General features: G+C 73.4%; 15 protein-coding genes. 10 read left to right on the top strand and 5 right to left on the bottom strand.

What is annotated here, in order from left to right; genetic code table 11:
• Nucleotides 1-26 precede the first annotated feature (26 nt).
• The 4 genes from bldG to OHA86_RS16710 all read left to right on the top strand — a co-directional run bounded on the left by bldG (nt 27) and on the right by OHA86_RS16710 (nt 3,354).
• Nucleotides 27-368 carry an anti-sigma factor antagonist BldG gene (gene bldG, locus OHA86_RS16725; RefSeq protein WP_031520166.1) on the top strand — a complete coding sequence of 114 codons (342 nt, stop codon included), beginning with the start codon at nt 27-29 and terminating at the stop codon, nt 366-368.
• 80 nt (nt 369-448) lie between these two features.
• Complete coding sequence (locus OHA86_RS16720) at nt 449-862, top strand: ATP-binding protein (protein ID WP_329176249.1); 414 nt, start codon at nt 449-451, stop codon at nt 860-862.
• A gap of 313 nt (nt 863-1,175) precedes the next feature.
• A complete protein-coding gene (locus tag OHA86_RS16715) occupies nt 1,176-1,757 on the top strand; it encodes a small secreted protein (RefSeq protein ID WP_329176248.1) in 582 nt (193 codons plus the stop codon).
• A gap of 61 nt (nt 1,758-1,818) precedes the next feature.
• Complete coding sequence (locus OHA86_RS16710) at nt 1,819-3,354, top strand: DUF7059 domain-containing protein (protein ID WP_329176246.1); 1,536 nt, start codon at nt 1,819-1,821, stop codon at nt 3,352-3,354.
• A 148-nt stretch (nt 3,355-3,502) separates the two neighbouring features.
• Here OHA86_RS16710 and OHA86_RS16705 read toward each other — a convergent pair whose 3' ends face one another.
• The gene (locus OHA86_RS16705; RefSeq protein ID WP_329176244.1) at nt 3,503-3,931 is read right to left on the bottom strand and encodes a DUF2752 domain-containing protein; all 429 of its coding nucleotides are present in this window, start codon (nt 3,929-3,931) and stop codon (nt 3,503-3,505) included.
• Nucleotides 3,932-3,938: 7 nt separating this feature from the next.
• Entirely contained in the window at nt 3,939-4,493 is a 555-nt protein-coding gene (locus OHA86_RS16700) for a hypothetical protein (RefSeq protein WP_329176242.1), read from the bottom strand.
• 298 nt (nt 4,494-4,791) lie between these two features.
• Here OHA86_RS16700 and topA point away from each other — a divergent pair, with 298 nt between their 5' ends.
• The 4 genes from topA (at nt 4,792) to OHA86_RS16680 (ending at nt 15,862) form a co-directional block, all read left to right on the top strand.
• On the top strand, nt 4,792-7,587 hold the full coding sequence (gene topA / locus OHA86_RS16695) for a type I DNA topoisomerase (RefSeq protein ID WP_329176241.1): 2,796 nt from the start codon (nt 4,792-4,794) through the stop codon (nt 7,585-7,587).
• Between the two features lie 554 nt (nt 7,588-8,141).
• Nucleotides 8,142-11,186 (top strand): dTMP kinase, encoded by a 3,045-nt coding sequence (gene tmk, locus OHA86_RS16690; protein WP_329176240.1) that lies wholly within the window; start codon nt 8,142-8,144, stop codon nt 11,184-11,186.
• 524 nt (nt 11,187-11,710) lie between these two features.
• On the top strand, nt 11,711-15,022 hold the full coding sequence (locus tag OHA86_RS16685; RefSeq protein WP_329176238.1) for a BTAD domain-containing putative transcriptional regulator: 3,312 nt from the start codon (nt 11,711-11,713) through the stop codon (nt 15,020-15,022).
• A 102-nt stretch (nt 15,023-15,124) separates the two neighbouring features.
• On the top strand, nt 15,125-15,862 hold the full coding sequence (locus OHA86_RS16680; RefSeq protein WP_329176236.1) for a DsbA family oxidoreductase: 738 nt from the start codon (nt 15,125-15,127) through the stop codon (nt 15,860-15,862).
• Between the two features lie 25 nt (nt 15,863-15,887).
• Here the strand turns inward: OHA86_RS16680 and OHA86_RS16675 are convergent, their stop codons facing one another.
• Nucleotides 15,888-17,708, bottom strand: coding sequence for a sigma-70 family RNA polymerase sigma factor (locus OHA86_RS16675; protein WP_329182439.1), 1,821 nt, complete (start codon nt 17,706-17,708; stop codon nt 15,888-15,890).
• A 316-nt stretch (nt 17,709-18,024) separates the two neighbouring features.
• Nucleotides 18,025-18,882: a TetR/AcrR family transcriptional regulator gene (locus tag OHA86_RS16670; protein WP_329176234.1), complete on the bottom strand. Its 858-nt coding sequence runs from the start codon at nt 18,880-18,882 to the stop codon at nt 18,025-18,027.
• A 311-nt stretch (nt 18,883-19,193) separates the two neighbouring features.
• Between OHA86_RS16670 and OHA86_RS16665 the strand changes: the two genes are divergently transcribed.
• Together OHA86_RS16665 and OHA86_RS16660 are read left to right on the top strand one after the other, a co-directional pair.
• Nucleotides 19,194-20,576: an NAD(P)/FAD-dependent oxidoreductase gene (locus OHA86_RS16665; protein ID WP_329176232.1), complete on the top strand. Its 1,383-nt coding sequence runs from the start codon at nt 19,194-19,196 to the stop codon at nt 20,574-20,576.
• Between the two features lie 127 nt (nt 20,577-20,703).
• Nucleotides 20,704-22,443, top strand: a complete 1,740-nt coding sequence (locus OHA86_RS16660) for an ATP-binding SpoIIE family protein phosphatase (RefSeq protein WP_329176231.1) — start codon at nt 20,704-20,706, stop codon at nt 22,441-22,443.
• A 517-nt stretch (nt 22,444-22,960) separates the two neighbouring features.
• On the opposite strand, the gene OHA86_RS16655 is transcribed toward OHA86_RS16660, so the two are convergent.
• Nucleotides 22,961-24,238 carry an MFS transporter gene (locus OHA86_RS16655; RefSeq protein ID WP_329182438.1) on the bottom strand — a complete coding sequence of 426 codons (1,278 nt, stop codon included), beginning with the start codon at nt 24,236-24,238 and terminating at the stop codon, nt 22,961-22,963.
• Nucleotides 24,239-24,270 lie beyond the last annotated feature (32 nt).

The raw sequence follows: 24,270 nt of genomic DNA, 5'->3' as shown, positions 1-24,270 counted from the left end.
CGTCGATGCAAGGTGCTGGAGGATCCGTGGACCTGTCCCTGTCGACCCGAACCGTCGGCGATCGCACGATCGTCGAGGTCGGCGGCGAGATTGATGTGTACACCGCGCCCAAGCTGCGTGAGCAGCTGGTGGAGCTCGTGAACGACGGGAGTTACCACCTGGTCGTGGACATGGAGGGAGTCGACTTCCTCGACTCCACCGGACTTGGTGTGCTCGTCGGCGGCCTCAAGCGGGTGCGCGCGCATGAGGGGTCGCTGCGACTGGTGTGCAACCAGGAGCGCATCCTGAAGATTTTCCGTATCACCGGTCTGACCAAGGTGTTCCCGATTCACACCTCGGTCGACGAGGCTGTCGCGGCGACCGACTGATCTTCGCCCGAGCGAAGGGGTACCGGACGGGCCACCGTCCGGACCCCTGTGATGCCCACCCAAGGACCGAGGGGGAGGCCATGCCCACCGTAGAACTGCTCTTCAGCGCCCAGCCGGAGCATGTGCGCACAGCACGGCTCGTGGCGGCTGCTGTGGCGCGCCGGGCGGGGGTGGACGAGGCGGCTCTCGACGAGGTGCGGCTCGCGGTGGGCGAGGCATGCAGCCGGGCCGTCGGGCTGCACCGCATCAACGGCGTCGAGGCACCCGTTCGGGTGATGCTCAACGAGGACGAGAAGAAGTTCTCCATCGAGGTCGCCGACGAGGTCCCCGGCAATGCCTCCGGCTCCTCGCCGGACGGCGGCGCGGACGAGGCGGCCGACGACGAGGGCGAGATGGGCCTTGCCGTCATCAGCGGTCTGGTGGACGACGTCGAGGTCATCGAGGGCGCCGCCGGCGGAGTCATCCGCATGAGCTGGCCGACCGCCTCCGTGTAGGAGCCGTCCGACGGCGACACCATGGGCGACGGGCCCGAAAGCTGCTCTGCGCAGGCCGCCTGACCCCGCGTCCGGCACAATGTCCCGCGGTGTGACATCTGCCACACCGTCAGCCCAGTTGCGGGCAACCTCATATGACTGCACGCCGGGCCGCGTCCGCCCGCACCGGACCGCGAACCGACGCCGTACCGTCGCTTGCTACGAATGGCTTGAATATCGGATGAATGGTGACAAAATCTTCCGATGATTCGCGGTGGACACCCCCTTCCCGTGTAAGTTCCGGGGCCGTGACGCCACGGAAGGGACCCAACCGGTGAAGCTGAACCACAGACTCGGGGCCGCGCTGTCCGGTGCGGTCGTGCTGCTGGCGCTGTCGTCGCTGTCGGCGTGTTCGAGCGACGACACGGGCAAGAAGCTGGACACCTGGGCGAAGGGCGTCTGCGACCAGACCGCGGCCCAGACCAAGAAGATCAACGACGCGAACACCGCGCTCACCAAGGTCGACAGCGGCGGCAAGCCGCAGGACGTCAGGACCGCGGACTCCGCCGCCTTCCAGCAGATCTCCGACGCCTACAAGTCGCTGGCCGGCGTCTTCAGCCGGGCGGGCGCCGCGCCCGGCAGCAAGGGCGATCAATTCCAGCAGAAGGCCGTCACCTCCTTCACCACGCTGTCCACGCAGTACGCGAGCCTGAAGAAGCAGGTCGACGCGCTGGACGTCACCGACCAGAACAAGTTCGCCGCGGGACTCCAGGGCGTCTCCGACTCCTTCAAGCAGGCCGGCACCGACGGCGAGCAGGCGCTCAGCGCCCTGCGCCAGGGCGACCAGGGCAAGGCGCTGGCCAAGCAGCCGGGCTGCCAGAGCGTGCCCGGCACGGCGTCGCCCACCGCCTCGTAACCGCCGCCTTGTCGCGGCGGTACGTGCGCACGGAGCGCCGGGCCGCCGCCCTTCCGCGACAATGGCGGGTGTGAAGACGCCCCGCCTCCCCGCTCCCGACAGCGCGCCCGCCCTGCGTGACGATCTGCGTGCCGCGGCCTTCACGGCCGACGGCTGCCTCGATCTGCTCGGCGCCGTCGCCTATGCCGCGCTTTCCCGTGCCGAGACCGTGCCCGCGCTGCGCGCCACCCGCGGCTCCGGACCGCTGGACACCCTGGTCAGGCTCTTCCTGCTGCAATGCCCCGTGCCGTACGAACGCGCCCGCGCCGCGCTCCCCGGGCTCGACGGCTACGCAGCCGACGGCTGGCTGCTGCGCGACGGCGACGACGTACGCGCCACCGTCGACGTACGCCCCTACGCCGGTGACGGGGGCGCCGACTGGTGGATCGTCTCCGACCTCGGCTGCGCGGTCGGCGGCGCTGGCGGTGTCGGCAGCGCGCCCGGCGTGAACCGGGCCGACCTGGTGCTCGGCGTCGGCGGCGCGTCCACCACGCTGGCCGGGCTGACGGTGCGCGAACCGGTCGGCAGCGCCCTCGACCTGGGCACCGGCTCCGGCGTCCAGGCACTGCACGCCGCCCAGCACGCCACCAGGGTGACGGCCACCGACGTCAACCCGCGCGCCCTGCACTTCGCCCGGCTGACCCTCGCGCTGTCCGGCGCTCCCGAGCCCGACCTGCGCCAGGGCGGCCTGTTCGAGCCGGTCGGCGACGACCGCTACGACCTGATCGTGTCCAACCCGCCCTTCGTGATCTCGCCGGAGGGCCGGTTCACCTACCGGGACGGCGGTATGGGCGGCGACGACCTGTGCCGCACCCTGGTCCAGCAGGCCGCCGACCACCTCAACGACGGCGGCTGGTGCCAGTTGCTCGCCAACTGGCAGCACACCGAGGGCCAGGACTGGCGCGAACGCCTCAGCGGCTGGGTGCCGCGCGGCTGCGACGCCTGGATCGTGCAGCGCGAGGTCCAGGACGTCGCCCAGTACGCCGAACTGTGGCTGCGCGACGGCGGCGACCACCGCACCGACCCGGCGGAGTACGCCGCCCGGTACGACGCCTGGCTCGACGACTTCGAGCGCGCCAAGGTCAGCGGTGTCGGCTTCGGCTGGATCACCCTGCGCAAGTCGGGCGCGGAGCAGCCGGTGATCACCGCGGAGGAATGGCCGCACCCGGTGGAACAGCCGCTCGGCCCGCACATTGCCGCGTGGTTCGCCCGGCAGGACTTCCTGCGCCGCCACGACGACGCCGACCTGCTGGAGGCCCGGTTCACGCTCGCCGACGAGGTGGTGCAGGAGCAGGTCGGGCTGCCGGGCGCCGAGGACCCCGAGCACGTGGTGCTGCGTTCGGCCCGCGGTATGCGCAGGGCCACCAAGGTCGACACAGTGGGCGCGGGTTTCGCCGGAGTCTGCGACGGTACGCTGCCGGCCGGCCGGATCGTGGACGCCATCGCCCAACTGCTCGGCGAGGACCCGGTGGTGCTGCGCGACCGCACCCCAGGCTCCATCCGGATGCTGGTCGAGCAGGGCTTCCTCGAACCCGTCCCCGACGACGCGCGGCCCTGAGCGACCCGCGGCCCTGAGCGACGTGCTGCCCGAACGGCCCGCTGCCCTGATGAACCGCGGTCCGGACGACCGCTGCCGTGAGCGACCCGCGGGCCCGGACGACCGCGGCCTGAGCGGGCCTTGAGCCGCCCCGAGCGTCACCCAGGCGTCAGCGCAGATTCCTCAGCACCGCCCACGCCACCAGAACCGCCCCCACGGCGTACGACGCCCGCGCGCCCAGCACCGGCCGCCAGCGCCGCCCGCGCAGCCCCGCCACCGCCCAGCGCCCGGCGACCGCCAGCAGGAAGGGCGTGCAGAGCAGCAGCAGCGCATTGTCGTGGAAGGCCCGCACCGGATCCGCGTGCAGCAGGTCGTACGCCATACGGGTGGCGCCGCAGACCGGGCAGAGCAGCCCCGTGGCCCAGTTGAAGGGGCAGCGCGGCAGCCAGTGGCCCGGCTGGTGCGGGTCGGTGCCGTACAGATACAGCGAACAGGCAAGGGCCGCGGCGAGCGCGCCCAGCGGCGCCGCGGCCGGGTGTCCCGCGGCGCGCCGCAGCGGTCCCGCGCCGCCGTCCGCACCGGCACCCGCGGTGGTCATGCCTGCGTCACGCGCTCAGCGAGCGGGCGTAGTTGACCTGCTGGGTGATCGCGTAGATGTCCTGCGGGCTGCGCACCGGGATCATCGTGGCGTGGTATTTGCCGCCGCTGTTGACCGTCACCTGGGCGTAGCCGGTCGTCACGTCCTCCTTGATCAGCATGAAGAACAGCCCGACCAGGCAGGCCAGCGTGAAGATGACGGCCAGCACCACCGCGTACGTCGGCGTCTTGGACTCGGTCCTCGACATGTCGGACACCGTCCAGACCGCCCCGCGCAGCGGCAGCAGCCCGGCCGGGGTCATGATGCCGGCCTCGGTGACCGCGATGTCCCCGATGGTCATCAGCGTCGCGCCGGGTCCGTACTGCGGCTGCGGCGGGCCGCCGTGCTGCCAGCCGCCGGGCGCCACGGCCGGCGGCTGGCCGCCCTGCGGCGGGAGGCCGTATCCGGGCAGTGCCGGCATGGTCGGCTGGTACGACGGCAGCGAGGTCTTCTGGATCCGCGGGTCCTCCTGCGGATTGCTGCCGTAGGAGCTGTTGTCCCCGTACGGATTCTGGTCGGACATCCGATCCCCCTGTGCTACTGCGGCCTGCGGCGCGGACAGGCGGCGCCGAGGTTCTTGCCGACCATCCTTGCAGTCCGCGCCCGCCGCGTCGCGCCCCCGGCCGTATCCGCCCGGGGATCCCCGCGCAGGCGTGACGCGCGCCCGCGCGACTCTGACATGACCCGTCCATGCGGCAGACAGGCCGCTTGTCGGGTTACCGTTCGGATGGCGTTGTTGACTTTTCCCGTTTGACACGGGACCGGGAGGTACGGTCACACTCCGCAGCGTCACCCCTTCGAACCGGAGAGAAGAGCAGAAGTTGTCCCCGACCCGCGAGACCGCACCGGCCGGCCGCCGACTCGTCATTGTCGAGTCGCCCGCCAAGGCGAAGACGATCAAGGGCTATCTCGGCCCTGGATACGTCGTCGAGGCCAGCGTCGGGCACATCCGCGACCTCCCCAACGGGGCCGCCGAAGTGCCGGCGGAGTACAAGGGCCAGCCGTGGGCGCGGCTCGGCGTCAATGTGGACAGCGACTTCCAGCCGATCTACGTCGTCAACGCCGACAAGAAGGCGCAGGTCAAGAAGCTCAAGGACCTCCTCAAGGACTCCGACGAACTCTTCCTGGCCACCGATGAGGACCGCGAGGGCGAGGCCATCGCCTGGCATTTGCAGGAGATCCTCAAGCCCAAGGTCCCGGTCCACCGGATGGTCTTCCACGAGATCACCAAGGACGCCATCCAGGAGGCCGTCCGCAATCCGCGCGAGCTGAACCAGCGGCTTGTCGACGCCCAGGAGACCCGCCGCATCCTCGACCGCCTCTACGGCTACGAGGTCTCGCCGGTGCTGTGGAAGAAGGTCATGCCGCGGCTGTCGGCGGGCCGCGTCCAGTCGGTGGCCACCCGGCTCGTCGTCGAGCGGGAACGCGAGCGCATCGCCTTCCGCTCCGCCGAATACTGGGACCTGACCGGCGTTTTCGGCACCGGCCGCACCGGTGACGCCTCCGATCCCTCGACGCTCAACGCCCGGCTGGTGTCCGTCGACGGCCGCCGGGTCGCCCAGGGCCGCGACTTCGACGCCGCCACCGGCGCGCTCAAGGGCGGCGCCACCGTCCTGCAGCTGGACGAGGCCGCCGCCCGCGCCCTTGCCGCGGCGCTGGCCGACACGCAGTTCTCGGTCCGCAGCGTCGAGTCCAAGCCGTACCGCCGCTCGCCCTACGCGCCCTTCCGCACCACCACCCTCCAGCAGGAGGCGTCGCGCAAGCTCGGCTTCGGCGCGAAGGCCACCATGCAGGTCGCCCAGAAGCTGTACGAGAACGGCTTCATCACGTACATGCGTACGGACTCCACCACGCTCTCGGAGACCGCGATCAAGGCCGCCCGCGCCCAGGTCACCCAGCTCTACGGCGCCGACTACCTGCCGGACAAGCCGCGCGTCCACGCCGGCAAGGTCAAGAACGCGCAGGAGGCGCACGAGGCGATCCGCCCCTCGGGCGACCGCTTCCGCACCCCCGCGGAGACCCGGCTGACCGGCGACCAGTTCCGGCTCTACGAGCTGATCTGGATGCGGACCGTCGCCTCCCAGATGAAGGACGCGGTCGGCCAGTCCGTCACCGTCAAGGTCGGCGGCACCTCCGCGGACGGCCGGGACGCCGAATTCAGCGCGTCCGGCAAGATCATCACCTTCCACGGCTTCCTCAAGGCGTACGTCGAGGGCGCCGACGACCCCAACGCCGAACTGGACGACCGCGAGCGCCGGCTGCCGCAGGTCGCCGAGGGCGACCCGCTCACCGCAGAGCAGATCAGCGCCGACGGCCACGCCACCAAGCCGCCCGCCCGCTATACCGAGGCGTCGCTGGTCAAGGAGCTGGAAGAGCGCGAGATCGGCCGCCCGTCCACGTACGCGACGATCCTCGGCACGATCCTGGACCGCGGCTACGTGTTCAAGAAGGGCACCGCGCTCGTCCCGACCTTCCTGTCCTTCGCCGTCGTCAATCTGCTGGAGAAGCACTTCGGCTGGCTCGTCGACTACGACTTCACCGCCTCCATGGAGGACGACCTCGACCGCATCGCCCGCGGCGAGGCCCAGTCCGTGCCGTGGCTGCGCCGCTTCTACTTCGGCGCGGACGACCCGGGCGCGGCCGCCGCCTCCCCGGGCAGCGACGGCGACCACCTCGGCGGGCTCAAGGAACTGGTCGAGGACCTCGGCGCCATCGACGCCCGGGAGATCTCGTCCTTCCCCGTCGGCGACGGCATCGTGCTGCGGGTCGGCCGCTACGGCCCCTACGTCGAGAAGGGCGAGCGCGGCGAGGACGACCACCGCCGCGCCGACGTCCCCGACGACCTGTCGCCCGACGAGCTGGACGTCGAGTACGCCGAGGAGCTGTTCGCCCGCCCCAGCGGCGACTTCGAACTCGGCAACGACCCGGAGACCGGCCGCCCGATCGTGGCCAAGGACGGCCGCTACGGCCCCTACGTCACCGAGATCCTGCCCGAGGACACCCCGAAGACCGGCAAGAACGCGGTCAAGCCGCGGACCGCCTCGCTCTTCAAGTCGATGTCCATCGACACGGTCACCCTGGAGGAGGCGCTCCGGCTGATGTCGCTGCCCCGCGTCGTCGGCACCGACGCGGAGGGCGTCGAGATCACCGCGCAGAACGGCCGCTACGGGCCCTACCTCAAGAAGGGCACGGATTCGCGCTCGCTGGAGAGCGAGGACCAGCTCTTCACGATCACCCTCGACGAGGCGCTGGCCATCTACGCGCAGCCCAAGCAGCGCGGGCGCGCGGCGGCCAAGCCGCCGCTCAAGGAACTCGGCACCGACCCGGTCAGCGAGCGTCCCGTCGTCGTCAAGGACGGCCGCTTCGGTCCCTACGTCACCGACGGGGAGACGAACGCCACGCTCCGCCGGGACGACGAGGTCGAGTCGATCACTCCCGAGCGGGGCTACGAACTCCTGGCGGAGAAGCGGGCGAAGGGGCCCGCGAAGAAGAAGGCTCCCGCCAAGAAGGCGGCCCCGGCCAAGCGGGTCGCGGCCAAGAAGGCCGCTCCCGCGAAGAAGGCGGCCGCTTCCGCCAAGAAGGCCACGGCGAAGAAGTCCGCGCCCTCCGCGGACTAGGGCGCCCCCTGTTCCACCGGGGTACGCCTCCGCCGCCGCGGGCCTGCGGTGCCACCGCGCCGGCGGGTCCACCTTCGCTCGCGCGGGGGTGGGGTGACCCTCCGGTAGGGGGTGCGCTTCCGCAGGGCGCGGGCTTGCTGGGGGTGCCCCTTCGGCTGGGGGTGTGCCTTCGCCGCCGCGAGGCCGGGGGTTCTGCCGCGTAAGGCGGCGCCTTACCGGGGGCGCGGGGAACTGCGCGAGCAACCCACCACCGGCCGGTGGCCCGGAGCGGACCGAGGAGACCCTTTGGGTCGGGTGACGACCCGAGCCCCCGGTGGTGGCTGGGCGCGCAGTTCCCCGCGCGGGGCACGTGCGGACGGTGCGCCACCGTCGTGGCTGAGCGCGCCGTTCCTCACGCCCCTGAGGGGCACCCCTTGCGGAAGGGGCACCGCAGAACCCCCGCGCCCCCGGAGGGAAGCGCACCCTGGGTGGGCACCCCGTTACCGCGTGGACGTGCAGGTTCTGGTAAGGGACCGGGCGCCCGGGAGCACGCGGATGGGCGATAGGCTGTTGGGATGACGCGATCCGAGCAGCCCCCGCAGCCCGCTGACGTCACGCCCGCCTTCGCGGGCGCCTTGGCGGCGGATTCACGGGACCGCGCGGTGAGCGCGCTGCTGAAGATCCCGGCATTGCGGAAGCTGTGGAACGCCCAGCTCACCGGCGCGGTCGCGGACCGCCTCGGCCTACTGGTGCTGCTCTGGCTGACCGTGCAGGCGACAGGCGCGGCGAACGCGTTCGGCGGGGGCTACCGCGGGGTGGCCCTCGCGACGGCCGCGGTCTTCGCCGCCCGCCTCGTGGCGACGCTGCTGTTCGGCGCGGTCCTGCTCGGCCCCCTGTCCGCGGCGACCTCGGAAAGCGGCCCGCTCGACCGCCGCTGGACCATGATCGGCGCCGACGGCGTACGCCTCGCACTGTTCATCGTCGCCCCGCTGTGGATCACCTGGTCGCCGGACTCCGCGCACATCTGGCTGCTGGCCACCGTCTTCGCCGCCGGGATCGCCGAGCGGCTGTGGGCCGTCGCCAAGGACGGCGCCGCGCCCGAGCTGCTGCCGTCGCCGGGGAACACCTCGGTACGGCCCGCGCCCGATCACCTGGCCACGCTGCACCGGCTCGACCTGCGGACCAGCTTTGTCGCGCTGCCGCTGGCCGCCGCCGCGATGGTCGTCATCACGCTGGTCAACACGCTGCTGGCGACCGGCATCAACTGGTTCGACCTGCACCAGGTCGCGCTGTCCTCCTACGTCGCCGCCGGGCTGTTCTCCTCCTCGATGGCGGTGCTGTCGGCGCTCGAACTCCCGTCGGGTACGGCGGCAAGGCCGCGTTCGCCGCTTGAGGGGCTGCGGCTGCCCAAGGGGCCCGAGGGCGCCGAGAACGGCAGGACCGGTTCGCTGCCGCTTCTGGTGCTGTCCACCGCGGCGGTCGCAGGCGCGATTGCCGCGGCGGTCTCCGTGGCAGTTCTCCACGCCGCCGCAATGGGCTTCGGCCCGACCGGCTTCGGCCTGCTCGTCCTCGTACTGACCGCGGGCACCGTCCTCGGTATCCGGATCGCCCCCCGCACGCTGCCCGGCCTGTCCAGGCGGCGGCTGCTGGCTCTGGCCATCGGCGTCACCGGTGTCGCGCTGCTGCTGACCGGGCTGGTCCCCGACCCGACCACGATGCTGCTGCTCGCGCTGCTGGCCGGCACCGCAGCCGGTATCAGCGCCAACGCCGGGCACCTGCTGATCGAGCAGGAGGCCGAGGAGACCCGCCGGGCCAGGACCACCGAGCACCTCCAGGCCGTGGCAAGCGCCGCGCTCGGTGTCGCCGCGGTCTGTGCGCCGCTGCTGGCCGCCGCGATCGGCCCGCACCGCATCGAGAACGGCCGGTTCACCTTCGACCACGCCGGCGCCGCCTACACCCTGATGCTGGTCGGCGCCCTGCTACTGCCCGTCGCCGCGCTCGTCCTCGGCAAGACCGACGACCGCAGCGGCGTACCGCTGCGCCGCGACCTGCGCGAGGCGCTGCGCGGCGCCGAACCGTCCGCCGCGCCCGCCGCCACCGGCTTCTTCATCGCTGTCGAGGGCGGCGACGGGGCCGGCAAGTCCACCCAGGTCGATGCGCTCGCGAGCTGGATCCGCGCCAAGGGCCACGAAGTCGTGGTCACCCGGGAGCCCGGCGCCACCGCCGTCGGCAAGCGGCTCAGGTCGATCCTGCTCGACGTGTCGTCCGGCGGGATCTCGCCCCGCACGGAAGCGCTGCTCTACGCGGCCGACCGCGCCGAGCACATCGATACGGTCGTCCGGCCGGCGCTGGCCCGCGGCGCCGTCGTCATCTCCGACCGCTACATCGACTCGGCCGTCGCTTACCAGGGCGCCGGGCGCGACCTGGCGCCCACCGAGATCGCCCGCATCAACCGCTGGGGTACGGACGGGCTCGTCGCCCACCTGACCGTGCTGCTCGACGTGTCGCCCGAGACCGCACGGGAGCGCTTCACCGAGGCCCCCGACCGGCTCGAATCGGAGCCGCCGGAATTCCACCAGCGGGTCCGTGCCGGTTTCCTCACCCTCGCCGCCGCCGACCCCGCGCGCTACCTCATCGTCGACGCCGGCCAGGAGCCGGCCGCCGTCACCACGGTGATCCGCCACCGGCTCGACGAAGTCCTCCCGCTGTCCGAGCAGGAGATCGAGGCCCGCGCGGAAGCCGAGCGCAAGGCCGCGGAGGAAGCGGCGCGGCTCGTCGCCGAGGAGGCCGCCCGCAAGGCGGAGGCCGAACGCGCCGAGCGCGAGCGGCAGGCGCAGCTGGAGAAGCTGCGCCGCGAGGAGGAGGAGCGGCGGCTCGCCGCGGAGGAAGCCGCCCGGCAGGAGATCGCGGAGCGCAAGGCCGCGCAGGAGGCGGAGGCCGCGCGCCTGCGCCAGGAGGAGGTCGAGCGGGCCGCCGCCGAGCAGGCGGCACGGCTCGCCGCGGAGACCGAGGCGCGGGAGGCCGAGCAGGCCAGGCTGCGGCGGCTCGCCGAGGAGCAGGCCAGACTGCGGGCCGAGGCGGAAGAGCGGCGGCTGGAGAAGCAGCGCAAGGCGGAGGAGTCGCTCCTCCGCGCCGAGGCCGCGCGGGCCGCTGCCACGGATTCCGCCGCGGCGGACGACGCGACGACCGTCATTTCGCCCGTCCCGGCGAGCCCGGAGTCCGAGGACTCGCCGTCCTCGGACTCCTCCGAAACCACGACGGTGCTGCCGCCGGTCGTGCCCAAGCCTGAATCCGAGCCTCACGCTGACCCTGAGTCCGGGTCGGACGAGACGGCGGTCCTGCCGGCGGTCCCGGCGGAGCCCGCCGCAGACGAGACAGCGGTCCTGCCGCCGGTGCCGGGTACGGCGAGCGACGGCGATCCGGCGGACCGGGTGCCGCCGTGGCTCTTCCGCCCCGAGTCGGGCGAGGCCGAGCGGACCCGTGAGCTTCCCGCCGTGCAGCAGCCGCCTGCCAGGCGGCCCCGGCCGGACTGGGCCGAGGCAACGCCCCTCGACGACCTCCCGACCCTCGCTGATGAGCTTCTGGGCCCCCACGACGAGGACGGCCGCCGCCGCACCTGACCGGCCGCTTCCACCCCCGGTGGGGTGCCCTGTCCTGTCGCGATCACAGTGCCACCGCACGGTGGCTGGCCGCGCAGTTCCCCGTGCCCCTCTGGGGCACCGCTCTCCCATAGAGGCCAAGCCCCCAGGGACGCGGGGAACTGCGCGCTCAGCCACGATGGCGCGACGAACAGGCGACGCACGGCAAGAGGCAAGCGCCGAGGGGCGCGAGGAAGTGCGCGGCCAGCCACGGCGGCGCGGTAGCCGAAATGCCACCGCAAGGGGCGAGCCCCCAGGGGCGCGGGAAACTGCGCGACAAGCCACGGCGCCGGGTCGGATGAACGCGTACCGCAAGGAGGGCAACTCTCGGGGCGCCGGGGTCCCTCAGGCAAGGCGTCGCGGGCCGAACCGCGTGACAAGCCAGGGCGGCGAGCCATCTCACCCCCGAGGCGCGCGAACTGCGCGAGTGCGCACCGTAAGGGCGGGAGAATGCGCGGGTGCGGTATTTGGTGTTGGGGGTTACCGAGGTGCGGGACCCGGGCGGCATGCCCGTGGCCCTGGGCGGCGGACGCGTGCGGGCACTCGTGGCCGCGTTGGCCGTCGACGCGGGACGACCCGTGTCCGCCGAGACACTGATCGCGCACGTATGGGCGGGCGACCCGCCCGCCGACGCGGCAGGCGCACTGCAAGCCCTGGTCGCCCGCCTGCGCAGGGCCCTGGGCCGGGAGGCCGTCACATCGGAGCCGGGAGGCTACCGCCTGGCAACGGCCCGCGACGCCGTGGACATGTACGAGTTCGAGCGCCTGGTCGACGAGGGCGGCGCGGCGCTGACCGGGGGCGACCCGCAGAAGGCGGCTGGGGTGCTGGCGCAGGCCCTGGCGCTGTGGCGCGGCCCGGCGCTGGCGGACCTGCCGGACCGGGCGCCGGTCGCCGCCCGCACGGACGCGCTGCACCGCACGGCGCAACGGCTGCGGATCGACGCGGAAATCGCGCTCGGCAGGGCGTCCGACGTACTGCCCGCCGTGTGGGAGGCGGTGGCGGCGCACCCGCTGGACGAGGCGTTCAGGGCCCAGCTGATCAAGGCGCTCCGCGCGGCGGGCCGGACCGCGGACGCGCTGGCGGCGTACGAGGAGACCAGGACGGTGCTGGCGGAGACGCTGGGAGCCGACCCGGGACCCGAGTTGCGCGCGTTGCACGCGGACCTGCTGCGCCCGTCCGTGCCCGCCGCCCCGGCACCTGCGGCCGGGAATCTGCGGGCCCGGCTGACGAGCTTCGTGGGCCGGGAGGCGGAGCTGCGGGACATCCGCCAGGACGTCGCGGCGGCCCGCCTGGTGACGCTGACCGGGCCGGGCGGGTCGGGGAAGACCCGGCTGGCGCAGGAAGCCGCGGAGGCGGCCGCCGGCGGCTTCCCCGACGGTGTGTGGCTCGCGGAGCTGGCCCCGCTGGACGACCCGGCCGCGATCCCGCACGCGGTGCTCACCGCGCTGGGCCGCCGTGACGCGCAGGTGCTGACGCCGGGTCCGCTGCGGGCCGAGCAATATGCGGAGGATCCCGTGGCGCGGCTGCTCGACCACTGCGGGCGGCGGAGGCTGCTCCTGGTGCTCGACAACTGCGAGCACGTGATCGTCGGCGCGGCCGTGCTGACCGCCGAGCTGCTCGCCGCGTGCCCCGGCGTGACGGTGCTGGCCACCAGCAGGGAGCCGCTGGGGGTGCCGGGCGAGGTGGTGCGGCCGGTCGAGCCGCTGCCGCCGCGCAACGCGTACCGGCTGTTCGCCGAGCGGGCGGCCACGGTAAGGCCGGGGGCGGCGCCTTACGGGGACGACGGTCCCGACGCGGCGGCGGTGCGGGAGATCTGCCGGCGGCTCGACGGCCTGCCGCTGGCGATCGAACTTGCCGCGGCCCGGCTGCGCGCGTTGTCACCGCGGCAGATCGCGGACCGTCTCGACGACCGTTTCCGCCTGCTGACCAGCGGCAGCCGTACGGTGCTGCCGCGCCAGCAGACGCTGCGGGCGGTCGTCGACTGGAGCTGGGACCTGCTGACGGAGCCGGAGCGTACGACGCTGTGCGCGCTGAGCGTCTTCGCGGGCGGCTGCACCCTGGCCGCGGCGGAGGCGGTGTGCGGCCCCGACGCTCTGGAGACGGTCGCACAGCTGGTCGACAAGTCCCTGGTGGTCGCCGACCTGATGGCGGCCCCCGGGGCGGCACCGGACGGGCCGGACGGCCACCGGGCGCGGTATCGCCTGCTGGAGACGATCCACGAATACGCCGCGGAGCGCGCCGCCGAGCAGCCCGGCGAACTGGCCCGGGCCGCCCGCCGCCACACCGCCCATTACCGCGACCTGGCGCGTACCGCCGACCCCGAGCTGCGCGGCGCCGACCAGATGCGCTGGCTGGAGGTGCTGGAGGCGGAGCTGGACAACGTACGTGCGGCGCTGCACCGCGCGATCGGGGCGGGCGAGGAGCCGGATGCCCTGGCCCTTGTGCTGGCGATGGGCTGGTTCTGGTGGCTGCGCAATTACCGCGACGAGGCGGACAGCTGGCTGGAGCAGGTCGTCGCGATGGGCGGCGACCTGCCCGAGGACCCGGCGGACCCGTTGTACTGGCCGCGGATCGACGCCCGGATGCTGATGTTCTTCGTCAAGAGCGACCACGCGGCGGAGGACCAGCTCTCATCGCCCGAGTCACGGGCGGCGGCGACGGCACTGGCGCAGGCGTACAGCGAGGGCGGGCCGCCGGCGGCGCGTTTTCCCGGGATGCTCTGGCCGTTCACCGCGTTCCTCCTCGGCGGGCAGCAGGGAATCCGCCTGCAAACGGACGCGGTCGTCGCCAATTGCCGCGCCCACGGCGGTGACTGGGAGCTGGCGGTGGCGCTGATGTTCCGTACCCATGTGGCGGTGGACTCGCCGGGCGGGCTGGAGGAAGCCGAGGAGAGCCAGGACGAGCTGCAGATACTCACCGACCGGCTCGCCGACCGCTGGCTCCGCGCGCAGGTGCACAGCGCGCGCGGCGAGATCGCGCTGGCCCGCGGCGACCACGCGACCGCGCGCGAGAACCTGGAGGCGGCGCACCGGCTCGGGCGGGAACTGGGGGCGTACGCCGAGGCTGCCTTCCTGCTGGCGCGGCTCGGCGAGGTCGCGTACCGGGAGGGCGACGACGACACCGCAGAACGGATGCTGGCCCGCGCCGACGAGGAGGCGGAGCGCTACTCCGTGTGGGACGCCCGCACCTATGTCCGCTACCTCCAGGCCACGCTGCTGCTCCGGCGCGGTGAGGTGCCGCGGGCCCGGCAGATGTGCGACCTCGCGGCGGGGCGGGCTTCCGACGGCACCCCGCCGCCGATGTTCCATGTGCTGCTGGCGGGCCTGGCGGCGCGGATCGCGCTGGCCGAGGACGATCCGCGGTCGGCGCTGGCCAAGGCGGACGACGCGCTGCGGATGGCGCTGGCCGCGGACTGCACGGAGCAGGTTGTCGGCGCGCAGTTCGAAGTGGCGGCCGAGGCGCTGACGGCGCTCGGCGACGTCATGGGCGCGGTGGAACTGCTCGCCGTCGCGGACGCCGTACGGGGACCGGCGCCGCGCAGCGTGCCCGAGCAGGAGGCGGTCGACGCGGTGACCGCCCAGGCGGCCTCGGCACTGTCCGCGGCGGAACTGGCGGCGGCCCGCGAGCGTGGCGGGGGCCTGGCCAGGGAACGGGCCGCGGCACTGGTCGCGCTGCTGGCGAGCGGCAGCGCCGACCCCGACCCCGGCCGCGGCCCTGGCGACGGCAAGGGCCGCACCGGCCACACGTACGGGCCGGCCGGCGGCAGCGACGGACCTACCGGCCGCGGCCACGGACGCACCGGCGGCGACCGGGCATAGGCGACCGGGAATAGCGGCCCGGGACCGGGTCTTACGTCATTGAGGCTTCAAGGAATACTGGAGCCGGGGTCCCGTGCCCGCCGCCCCCGCAGCCCACCGGAAGTGAGAAGAGCCGTGAAGGTCGAGATCTACAGCGACATCGCCTGCCCGTGGTGCTACGTCGGAAAGACCCGTTTCGAGCGCGCGCTCGCGGCCTTCCCGAAGGGCTCCTCCGTCGAGGTCGTCTACCGGCCCTTCCAGCTCGACCCGTCCGCCCCCTACGAGGCGCGCCCGCACCGCGAGGTGCTGGCGGCGAAGTACGGGCCGCAGGCCGCGGCAATGGACCAGCGGATCACCGCGCTCGGGGCCGAGGAGGGCATCGACTTCGACTTCGACACGGTCCTGGAGAACAACTCGCTGCTCGCCCACCGCCTGCTGCGCTTCACCCTGGACGAATACGGCCCCGCCGCGCAGACCCGGCTCAAGGGCCGGCTGATGACCGCGCACTTCGGCGAGGGCATGGACATCGGCGATCACGAGCACCTGACCGACGCTGCCGTCACGGTCGGGCTCGACCGGGACGCGGTCGCGGCCTTCCTGAGCAGCGACGAGCTGCACGACGAAGTGCTGGACGAGATCGACGAGGCCCGGCAGCTCGGGATCACCGCGGTGCCGACCTTCGTCTTCGAGGGCCAGTGGGCGGTCCAGGGCGGCCAGGAGACCTCGACCTTCCTGCGCGTCCTCGAACAGGTCGCCAAGGACACCGCGGCCGCGGCGGACAGCGCCGACGCCGAGGCCGGCGCGTGCGCCGACGGTGTGTGCGAGGTGCCCGCGACGGACGGCGGGGCCGCGGGCAGCTGACCCGGCACGGCCGCTGCGCCGTCCGCTACGCGCAGCTGATCACCGCGTCCGCCCAGTCCGCCAGACCCGTGACGCCGAGCTGTCCCCGCCCGGCCTCTGCGGTGACGACCAGCCGTACGGTCTTGTGGCCGGCCAGGCGCACGTGCACCGGCACGGCGGGGTCGCCGTCGCGGATCACGCCCGAGGACCACAGGCGGGTGCCGTCGCCGTAGACGGAGAAGCGCACGGCGGTGCGCAGGATCCGGGTCAGGTCGTCCACTCCGGCGTCGGCGTCGAAGGAGACGCAGGCCCGGTTGAGGTCGATGGTCACCGCCGAGGGCGCGCGCACACTGATGCCGTGCGCGTACGCCGTGCCGCCGATCTTCAGGCCCCAGCGGCTCCACCACCAGCCGCGCCCGGAGCGGGGCGGCTGGATGGTGGGCCGCGTCGGGTCGCCGACGCCGGTGATGCCGAGCGAATTGACCTGGTAGACGGTCGGCACGGGCGGTGGGGGCGGCGTCGTCGTCGGGTTGGGCGTCGGCGTATGCGTAGGCGTCGCTGTGGGTGTCGGCTCCGGCGTCGTCGGCGCGGGCTCGGGGGACTGCGGCGGGGCGGTAGGTGCCGGTGCCGTTGTCGGCGCCGACTGGTGGGCGGGCGGCGGCGCCGGGGGTTTGGGGACGGGCCTGGGCCGCGGTTTCGCCGGGGACGGGGACGCGGATGAGGGCGGGGAGGGCGGCGGGGGTGCGGGAGCGGTGGCGACCGGCGCGGCAGCAGGCGGCTTGGCCTGCGGCTTCTGCGGTTTCGCGGTATGGCCGCCGGTGAGTGCGAAAGCGGTGGCCGCAGCGGCGGCGACGACCACGGCCGCCGCGATGCCGACCTTGACGGGCGCGCCCAGTCCCTCGCCCGCGACAGCACTGCCCGCGGCCCCCGCGCTCCCGGAGCCGGAACCCGCCGCGGCAGCCGCGGCACCTCCCGCGGCCCCCGCGGCGGCGGCGCCACCCGCGACCACGGCGACTCCCGTGGCCTTGGCGGCGTAGACGGCGGCAAACCAGCCGATGTACGCGACCGGCAGCAGCCCCTTGAGCGCGGAATTGAGGTCGGCCAGTTCGAGCGCGGCGGCCGTGCAGCGCTCGCACTCCTTGAGGTGCCGGTTCAGCTCGCGGTCCGCGCGCATCCGCAGGCCGCCTCGGGCGTGCGCGCCGAGCCGGTCGGCGTAGCGGGCGCACTCGCCCTGCGCGGTGAGTGTGGAGCTGACGTGCGCCTGCAGATACGCCTGCCGCAGGCCTTCCCTGGCGCGGTGCGCCAGGACGGCGGTGGCGTTGGCGGTCAGGCCGAGCAGCGGGGCGACGGCGGCGGGCGACTCCTCCTCGACCGTCGTGTGCCACAGCACGGTCTGCCAGCGCTCGGGCAGCGTACGGAAGGCCTGGATGGCCAGCGACTGCTCGGCCTGCGCCATGGCCCGGACGTCGGCGGCGGGCGCGCTGGTCGCGGCCTCAGCCCCTGCGCCCGCGGCGCTGACGGCGAAGACCGCGAAGTCCTCGACCAGTTGCTCCCGGCGGGCGGTGCTGCCCCAGGACGCGGCGACCCGGCGGACCGTGGTCAGCAGATAGGCGCGGACCGCGGACCGCGGGCCGCTGCCGCCGCGGATCGCCTGCAAGGTGCGGGCGAAGACCTCGCCGGTCAGATCCTCGGCAGTGTGCGCGTCCCGGCAGCAGGTACGGGCGTAGCGGCGTACGGCCTCGGCATGGCGCCGGTAGATCTCCCCGTACGCGCCGTCCCGGCCGGCCCTGACCTGGTCGACCAACTCCTCGTCCGACCGGGCGGATTCGGGCTCGGGGCGGGGCGAGGGCAGCAGGCCGTCGCCCATGGGCGCGTCCGACACATGGTCAGGCGCCGCGCCCGGCGAGGAACCGGGGCGCCGCTGACCCGGCACCGCCCCGTCCGGGCGCGCCACCGGACCGCGTTGCCCCGGCACCCTGCGCGACAGCGGCTCGGCGCCGCCTTCCGGCCCGGCCCCCGCGGCAGGGGCGGCGCCGGAATCCCCGCTTGGCTCATCCACGGGGCCAGCCTGGCACAGCGGAGGGGGCCGGGGTCATGGCCTTCGGCGGAACCACCCTTCCGTGGAAGGATCCGTCCTGCGCTCCGCCGTGTTCATCCGTACGGCCTACGCCCCGGCCGGCCGCTCATTCGCGGGCGGCCGGGCGCTCCGAGGGGCGCGAGCGCAGCCCTTCCAGCAGGATGTCGAGCAACCTGGCCGAGGCCGCCGCCTGTTGTGCGGCGTCCGGCAGCGAGGGCGCCGCGGTGGCGATCACCAGCAGCACGTCGGCGACCGAGACGTCGGCGCGCAGCTCGCCCGCCGCCCGCGCTCTTTCCACGAGCTGGCCGACGACGTCGAGCAGCGTGCGTATGCCCTCCTGGTCCTCGATCCTGTCCGTACGCCCGCCGGCGGCCCCGCTGCCGGTGACGTCGTCGCGCCCGGCGTGGTCGCCGGGACCCGGGCGCTGGCCGCCCTCGCCGGGCTCCGCGCCGAACCTGGCCCGCTGCTGCGGCACCCGGGCCGGCTCGGCCGCCGCCTGCTGCTTCTCGTCCTCGTGCGGTGCGTGCTCCGTGTGCGGTTCGCCGCCCGCCGTGACCGGGCCGCCCGGCGCGCCCTGCACCCGCAGCACCTGCGGCGGCAGCAGCCGCCCGGCGCCGGAGGCGACGGAGGTGCGCAGGAAGCGGGCCAGCGCGGACCAGGCCTCATTCTCCTGGCCCAGCGCGGTGCGCGCTTGTTCCGTCAGCCGTGCGGTCTCCTCCTCGGCGATCCGCCTGACCAGCACGTCCTTGCTCGGGAAGCGGCGGTAGACGGTGCCGACGCCGACCCGCGCCCGCCGAGCCACGTCCTCCATGGGCGCGCCGTAGCCCAGTTCGCCGAAGACCTCGCGTGCGGCCCGGAGCACATGCTCCAGATTCCGCTGGGCGTCCACCCTGAGCGGCGCCGCCCTGCCCGTGCCCCCCTCCGAACCTGCGGCAGCCGACCACGTCGTGTCCTGAATGTGCATATGTGTATCCCCCGGAAAATTGAATGTCTCCCCCCGGAGACTCCCCACCCATAAAGATCACGCTGTGCGCGTCGCCGCGCACTACTACGAGATACGAACATAGTTGAGGGGGCGTCAAGAATGAAGAGGGTGTGATCCCTGGGGCGTGGGCTCTTCCAGAGCGCCACGGGACACGTCTTCCCGCCGTGCGGCCTTTGCCCGGTGATCGCCCGATGCGGGTGCCTCCGACGGGCCCGCGAGGGCGCCGATTGCTGTGAATCATGGTGTCCGCCCTGTGGACAAACGGCGCCCGGCCATTGCGTCATGGAGCAATGACGACGGAGTCGGCAGCCATGGCCAGGGCAAGCACACCGCGCATTCTTGTGGTCGGCGGTGGTTACGTCGGCATGTACACGGCATTGCAGTTGCAGCGAAAGCTGCGGTTGAAACACGGCGAGGCCGAGATCGTGGTGGTCGAGCCGCAGCCGTACATGACCTACCAGCCCTTTCTCCCCGAGGCCGCCGCCGGATCGATCTCGCCGCGGCATGTCGTCGTACCGCTGCGCCGGGTCCTCGACCAGTGCCGGATCGTCGTCGGCGAGGTCCGCTCGGTCGACCACGACAAGCGGGTCGCCGCCGTCGTCACACCGGCGACCGAGGAGGAGGGCGGCGGCGCCACCGAGATCCCGTACGACCAGCTGATCATCGCCCCCGGCTCCGTCTCCCGGATCCTGCCGGTGCCGGGCCTGGCCGGGTTCGGGATCGGCTTCAAGACCGTCGAGGAGGCGATCGGGCTGCGCAACCACGTGCTGGAACAGCTCGACATCGCCTCCTCCACCCGCGACGCCGACGTCCGCGAGGCCGCCCTGACCTTCGTCTTCGTCGGCGGCGGCTACGCCGGCGTCGAAGCGCTCGGCGAACTGGAGAACATGGCCCGCTACGCCCTGCGCTACTACCACAACGTCCGGGCCGAGGACATGAAGTGGGTGCTGGTCGAGGCCACCGGGCGGATCCTGCCCGAGGTCGGCGAGGAACTGGGCCGCTACGCCGTCCGCGAGCTGCGCGGGCGCAATGTCGACATCCGGCTCGACACCCGCCTCGAATCGTGCGAACACCGGATCGCCGTACTGTCCGACGGGTCCCGGCTGCCCACCAGGACCGTGGTGTGGACCGCCGGCGTCAAGCCCGCTCCCGTCCTGGCCGCGACCGGGCTGCCGCTGAACGAACGCGGCCGGCTGCTCACCGACGCCACCCTCCGGATCGCGGGCCGGGAGGGCGCGTGGGCGGCCGGCGACGCCGCGGCCGTGCCCGACCTCACCGCGGACCGCGAGGACGCCCTGTGCGCGCCCAACGCCCAGCACGCCGTACGCCAGGCCAAGGTGCTGGCCGGCAATGTCGTGGCACATCTCCGCGGCGAACAGCTCACCGAATACCGTCACAAGTACGTCGGCTCCGTCGCCTCGCTCGGCCTGCACGAAGGCGTCGCCCTGCTCTACGGGCGCAAGTTCAAGGGCTACCCCGCCTGGCTCGTGCACCGCGTCTACCACCTCAGCCGGATGCCGACCGCGAACCGCAAGTCCAAGGTGCTCGCGGAGTGGATCCTGTCCGGGCTCTTCAAGCGCGAGATCGTCTCCCTGGGCTCGCTCGAGCACCCGCGGGCCGAATTCGAACAGGCCGCGGGAAGCGGCGGTGACGCCGGCCGCCCGCGGCCGTGAGCGCCGCCCGGAGCGCCGCGGGCGCACCGGTGCGATTCCCTCGCGGGCACCTGGTCGGCCACACTGGACGGGTGACCACCCGTGCGGCAGCACCTGCAAAGAGTGACAAATACGAGGAATCGGACGGTTGAACCTCACGCGTTGGAGCGCCCGGCTCCCCGGAACACAGCGACGCGGTGCCGTCCCGGCGGCCCGCGGCAAGACCGCCGACACCGTCGCAGCGGTCGGCGGCGCAAAGAGCGGCGGCTCCACCCCCGCGGACCCGCCCGCGCCGGCCCCCGAAGCCGGGACAGGTTCCGCCGGCACCTCGCCGCACGCCCAGGACCAGCAGCTTTCCTCCATCGGCGGTGCACCCGCCGACCTTGAGGGCGTCCTCAGCCGGCTGCCCGCGTTGATCGCCGTCACCTATGGACGCGCCCATCGCGTCGGCTTCGTCAACGACGCCTATGCCGAGGTTTTCGGCCGCCGCACCGTCGGCGCGCCGGCCCGCGAAGCCCTGCCGGAACTCGACGAACTGGGCCTCCTGCCGCTCATGGACCAGGTCCACCGCAGCGGCCGTCCGCGTACCGTCAAAGCCCGCAAGGTCAGCAGGGCCGACACCTCCGCGCTCACCCGTCAGGGCTACTTCACGTTCACCTGTACGCCTGTCCATCCCGACGACCCCGACCCCGAACGCCGCGGCGTCCTGGTCTTCGCCGCCGACGTCACCGACCAGGTCCAGTCCGCGGAAAGGCTCAGGGAGAGCGAGCGCCGCCTCCACGAGACCGCCGTCACCCTCCAGCGCAGCCTGCTGCCGCAGCGACTGGAGCAGCCCGACGACCTCCGGCTCGCCGCGACCTACCAGCCCGGCGGCACCGACGCGGCGGTGGGCGGCGACTGGTACGACGTCATCACCCTCGGCGGCGGTCGCACCGCCCTGGTCATCGGCGACGTCATGGGCCGCGGAGTGCGCGCCGCCGCCGTCATGGGCCAGCTCCGTACGGCCGTACGCGCTTACGCCCGGCTCGACCTGCCCCCGCACGAGGTCATCCAGCTGCTCGACGGGCTCGCCTCGGAGATCGACGCCACCCAGATCGCCACCTGCGTCTACGCCGTCCACGACCCCAGCGAGGGCCGGCTCTCCTACGCCAGCGCCGGCCACCTGCCGATCCTCATCCGCAACCCCGACGGCACCGTGCTGCGCACCGAGGAGCCCACCGGGCCGCCGCTGGGCACCGACGGCTGGGTCCACGCCTCGGCCACCGTCCCCTTCGGCCCCGGCTGCACCGCCGTGCTCTACACCGACGGCCTCATCGAGCGCCGCGGCGAGGACATCGAGGAAGGCGTCTCCACTCTCATGCGGGCGCTGGCCGGCGCCACCGGCGCGCCCCAGGTCGTCTGCGACCGCCTGATGCGCGCGCTCGGCATCACCGCGCAGCACGACGACGACGTGGCCGTCCTGGTCCTGCAATACCCCGACCACACCGGCCACCCCGACGGCGAGGTCTTCCGCAACGCCGCGCTCGAACTCCTCGGCGGCATCGAGGCGGCCCCGCGCGCCCGCGCGTTCGCCTCCGGCGTCCTGGCGTCGTGGCGCTTCCCCGTCGAGCTGCGCGATCTCGGTGTGCTCGCGACGAGTGAGCTGGTCGCCAACTCGCTCAAGCACGGGACGCCGCCCATGCTGTTGCGCCTCCGGCGCACTGATCGGCGGCTCGTCATCGAGGTCACGGACGGTGACGAGCATCTGCCGCAGCGGCGGCGGGCGGAACCCGCCGACGAGGCGGGGCGCGGGATCTCGATCATCGCGACGATCGCGTCGTCCTGGGGTTCGCGTCGCACACCGGGCGGCGGCAAGGCCGTCTGGTGCGAATTCACCCTCCCGACCTAGCCCCTCCGGGGGTGCCTGTGCGTCGGCGGGCGCGCCTTCCGCTGGCGCGGGGCTGGGGGTGCCGGCTGCGTCGCCGGGTGCGCTTTCCCCGGGGGGGGGGGGGGGGTTGTGCGGTTTCCCTTCGGCAAGGGGGTGCGACTCCGCTGGCACGGGGCTGGGGGTGCCCTGACGCAGGAGGGCGCCCTCCAGGGGCGCGGGGAACTGCGCGGCCGGCCCCCTCCACGGGCGCGGGTCGTCACCGGCCCGAAGGAGCTGTTCGGTCCGCTCCGGACCACCGGCCGGTGGGTGGTTGCTCGCGCAGTTCCCCGCGCCCCTGGGCTGGCGGCGGTGCGTCTGCAAGCGACGGTGCTTCGTGGCTGGCCGCGCAGTTCCCCGCGCTCCTTTGGGGTACTGCGGTACGTCGTCACACGACGGTGGGTGGGGGGCTGGTCGCGCAGTTCCTCGCGCCCCCTTGGGGCACGTCCCGTCGTGCGGGCAGCGGTGGGCGCCCCACAGCGCGGGGGAACCGCGGGAGGGGTTATACGGGGCTCGCCGCGCGAGCGTCGTGGTGGGGGGAGTGGGCCACCACGCGGGAGGCCCGCGACGGCATGTCCTGGGTCGGGGTCAAGTGCCGGCCCAGGCGCAGGGCGATCACCGAGACGGCCAGGGAGCAGACCACCAGCAGGACGACGTACACGTCATACGCCCCCGCCGCGGCGATGAGGCCGCCCACCGCCGGGCCGACCGCCAGGGCAAGCTGCTTCACCAGCGAGAACGCGGCGTTGTAACGCCCAACCATCCGCTCCGGCGCCAGATCGGCGACCAGCGGCGACACCGTCGGCGCGAGCATGGCCTCGCCGAGCCCGAACAGCGCGTAGGTCGAGATGATCGCGACCACCGCGACCGCGTGGTGCGCGTGCACCAGCCCCGACGCCCCCGCCGCCAGCCAGGCCGCCGTCCAGACCAGGCCGACCGCCGCGATCACCCGGCTGCGCCGCCGGTGCTCGACCAGCCGCAGCACCACGAACTGCGCCAGCACGATCGCCGCGGTATTGGCCGCCAGTGCGACGCCCAGCATCGCCGGTGAGATGCGCGTGACAGTCACCGCGAAGGCGGACAGACCCGACTCGAACTGCCCGTAGCACGCGAAGAACAGCACGAAGCCGAGCACGCACAGCGTCACCATCGCCCGGTTGCGCACCAGGACCCGCCAGCCGCCGGCGGCCTCCGCATCGGCGACGGCCCCGTCCAGCGGGACCGTCCGCGGCAGCCGCACCGTGGCGATCACGGCGCCCAGCACCAGGAACATCGCCGCCTCGATGGCGAACAGCCGGATGAAGGACGACGGGTGCGCGGTGTCCACGATCAGCCCGCCCATCAGCCCGCCGACCCCAAGGCCGAGGTTGGCCAGGAAGAATTGCGTCGCGAAGGCCCGGGACCGCGTCACCGTGGTCGAGCACCACACGATCATCGTGGCCAGCGCCGGCTGGACGACGGATATCCCCGCCCCCAGCGCACCCGCCGCCGCGATCACCACCGGCTCACTGCCGGACAGTCCGAGCCCCAGCGAACCGGACGCCGCCAGCACCGTGCCGACCACGGCCACCGGTACGGGCCCGCGCCGGTCGATGATCCGCCCGGTGAAGGGCAGCACGAAGAGTGCGGCCACGGCGAACGTCGCCAGGACCACGCCCGCGGTCCCCGCCCCGAGCCCCCGGACCTCGGACACGTACACGAAGGTGAAGGGCACGGTGAAGCCGTTGCCGAACGCACTCAGGGCGTTCCCCAGCTGGATCCGGCGCAGTGCTGCGCCCATGGCGGTGTTGTTCACGGCTCTCCCCTCCGGGC

This window comes from Streptomyces sp. NBC_01477 (assembly GCF_036227245.1).
Taxonomy (GTDB): Bacteria; Actinomycetota; Actinomycetes; order Streptomycetales; family Streptomycetaceae; genus Actinacidiphila.
This window is presented reverse-complemented; position numbering and strand designations above follow the sequence as displayed.

Coding starts and splice junctions, on each gene's coding strand:
- tmk (WP_329176240.1), top strand. CDS start 8,142: ATGACGCGATCCGAGCAGCCCCCGCAGCCCGCTGACGTCACGCCCGCC.
- OHA86_RS16675 (WP_329182439.1), bottom strand. CDS start 17,708: ATGGGCGACGGCCTGCTGCCCTCGCCCCGCCCCGAGCCCGAATCCGCC.
- OHA86_RS16655 (WP_329182438.1), bottom strand. CDS start 24,238: ATGGGCGCAGCACTGCGCCGGATCCAGCTGGGGAACGCCCTGAGTGCG.
- OHA86_RS16710 (WP_329176246.1), top strand. CDS start 1,819: ATGGCGGGTGTGAAGACGCCCCGCCTCCCCGCTCCCGACAGCGCGCCC.
- OHA86_RS16700 (WP_329176242.1), bottom strand. CDS start 4,493: ATGTCCGACCAGAATCCGTACGGGGACAACAGCTCCTACGGCAGCAAT.
- OHA86_RS16705 (WP_329176244.1), bottom strand. CDS start 3,931: ATGACCACCGCGGGTGCCGGTGCGGACGGCGGCGCGGGACCGCTGCGG.
- OHA86_RS16720 (WP_329176249.1), top strand. CDS start 449: ATGCCCACCGTAGAACTGCTCTTCAGCGCCCAGCCGGAGCATGTGCGC.
- OHA86_RS16685 (WP_329176238.1), top strand. CDS start 11,711: ATGCCCGTGGCCCTGGGCGGCGGACGCGTGCGGGCACTCGTGGCCGCG.
- OHA86_RS16665 (WP_329176232.1), top strand. CDS start 19,194: ATGACGACGGAGTCGGCAGCCATGGCCAGGGCAAGCACACCGCGCATT.
- OHA86_RS16670 (WP_329176234.1), bottom strand. CDS start 18,882: ATGCACATTCAGGACACGACGTGGTCGGCTGCCGCAGGTTCGGAGGGG.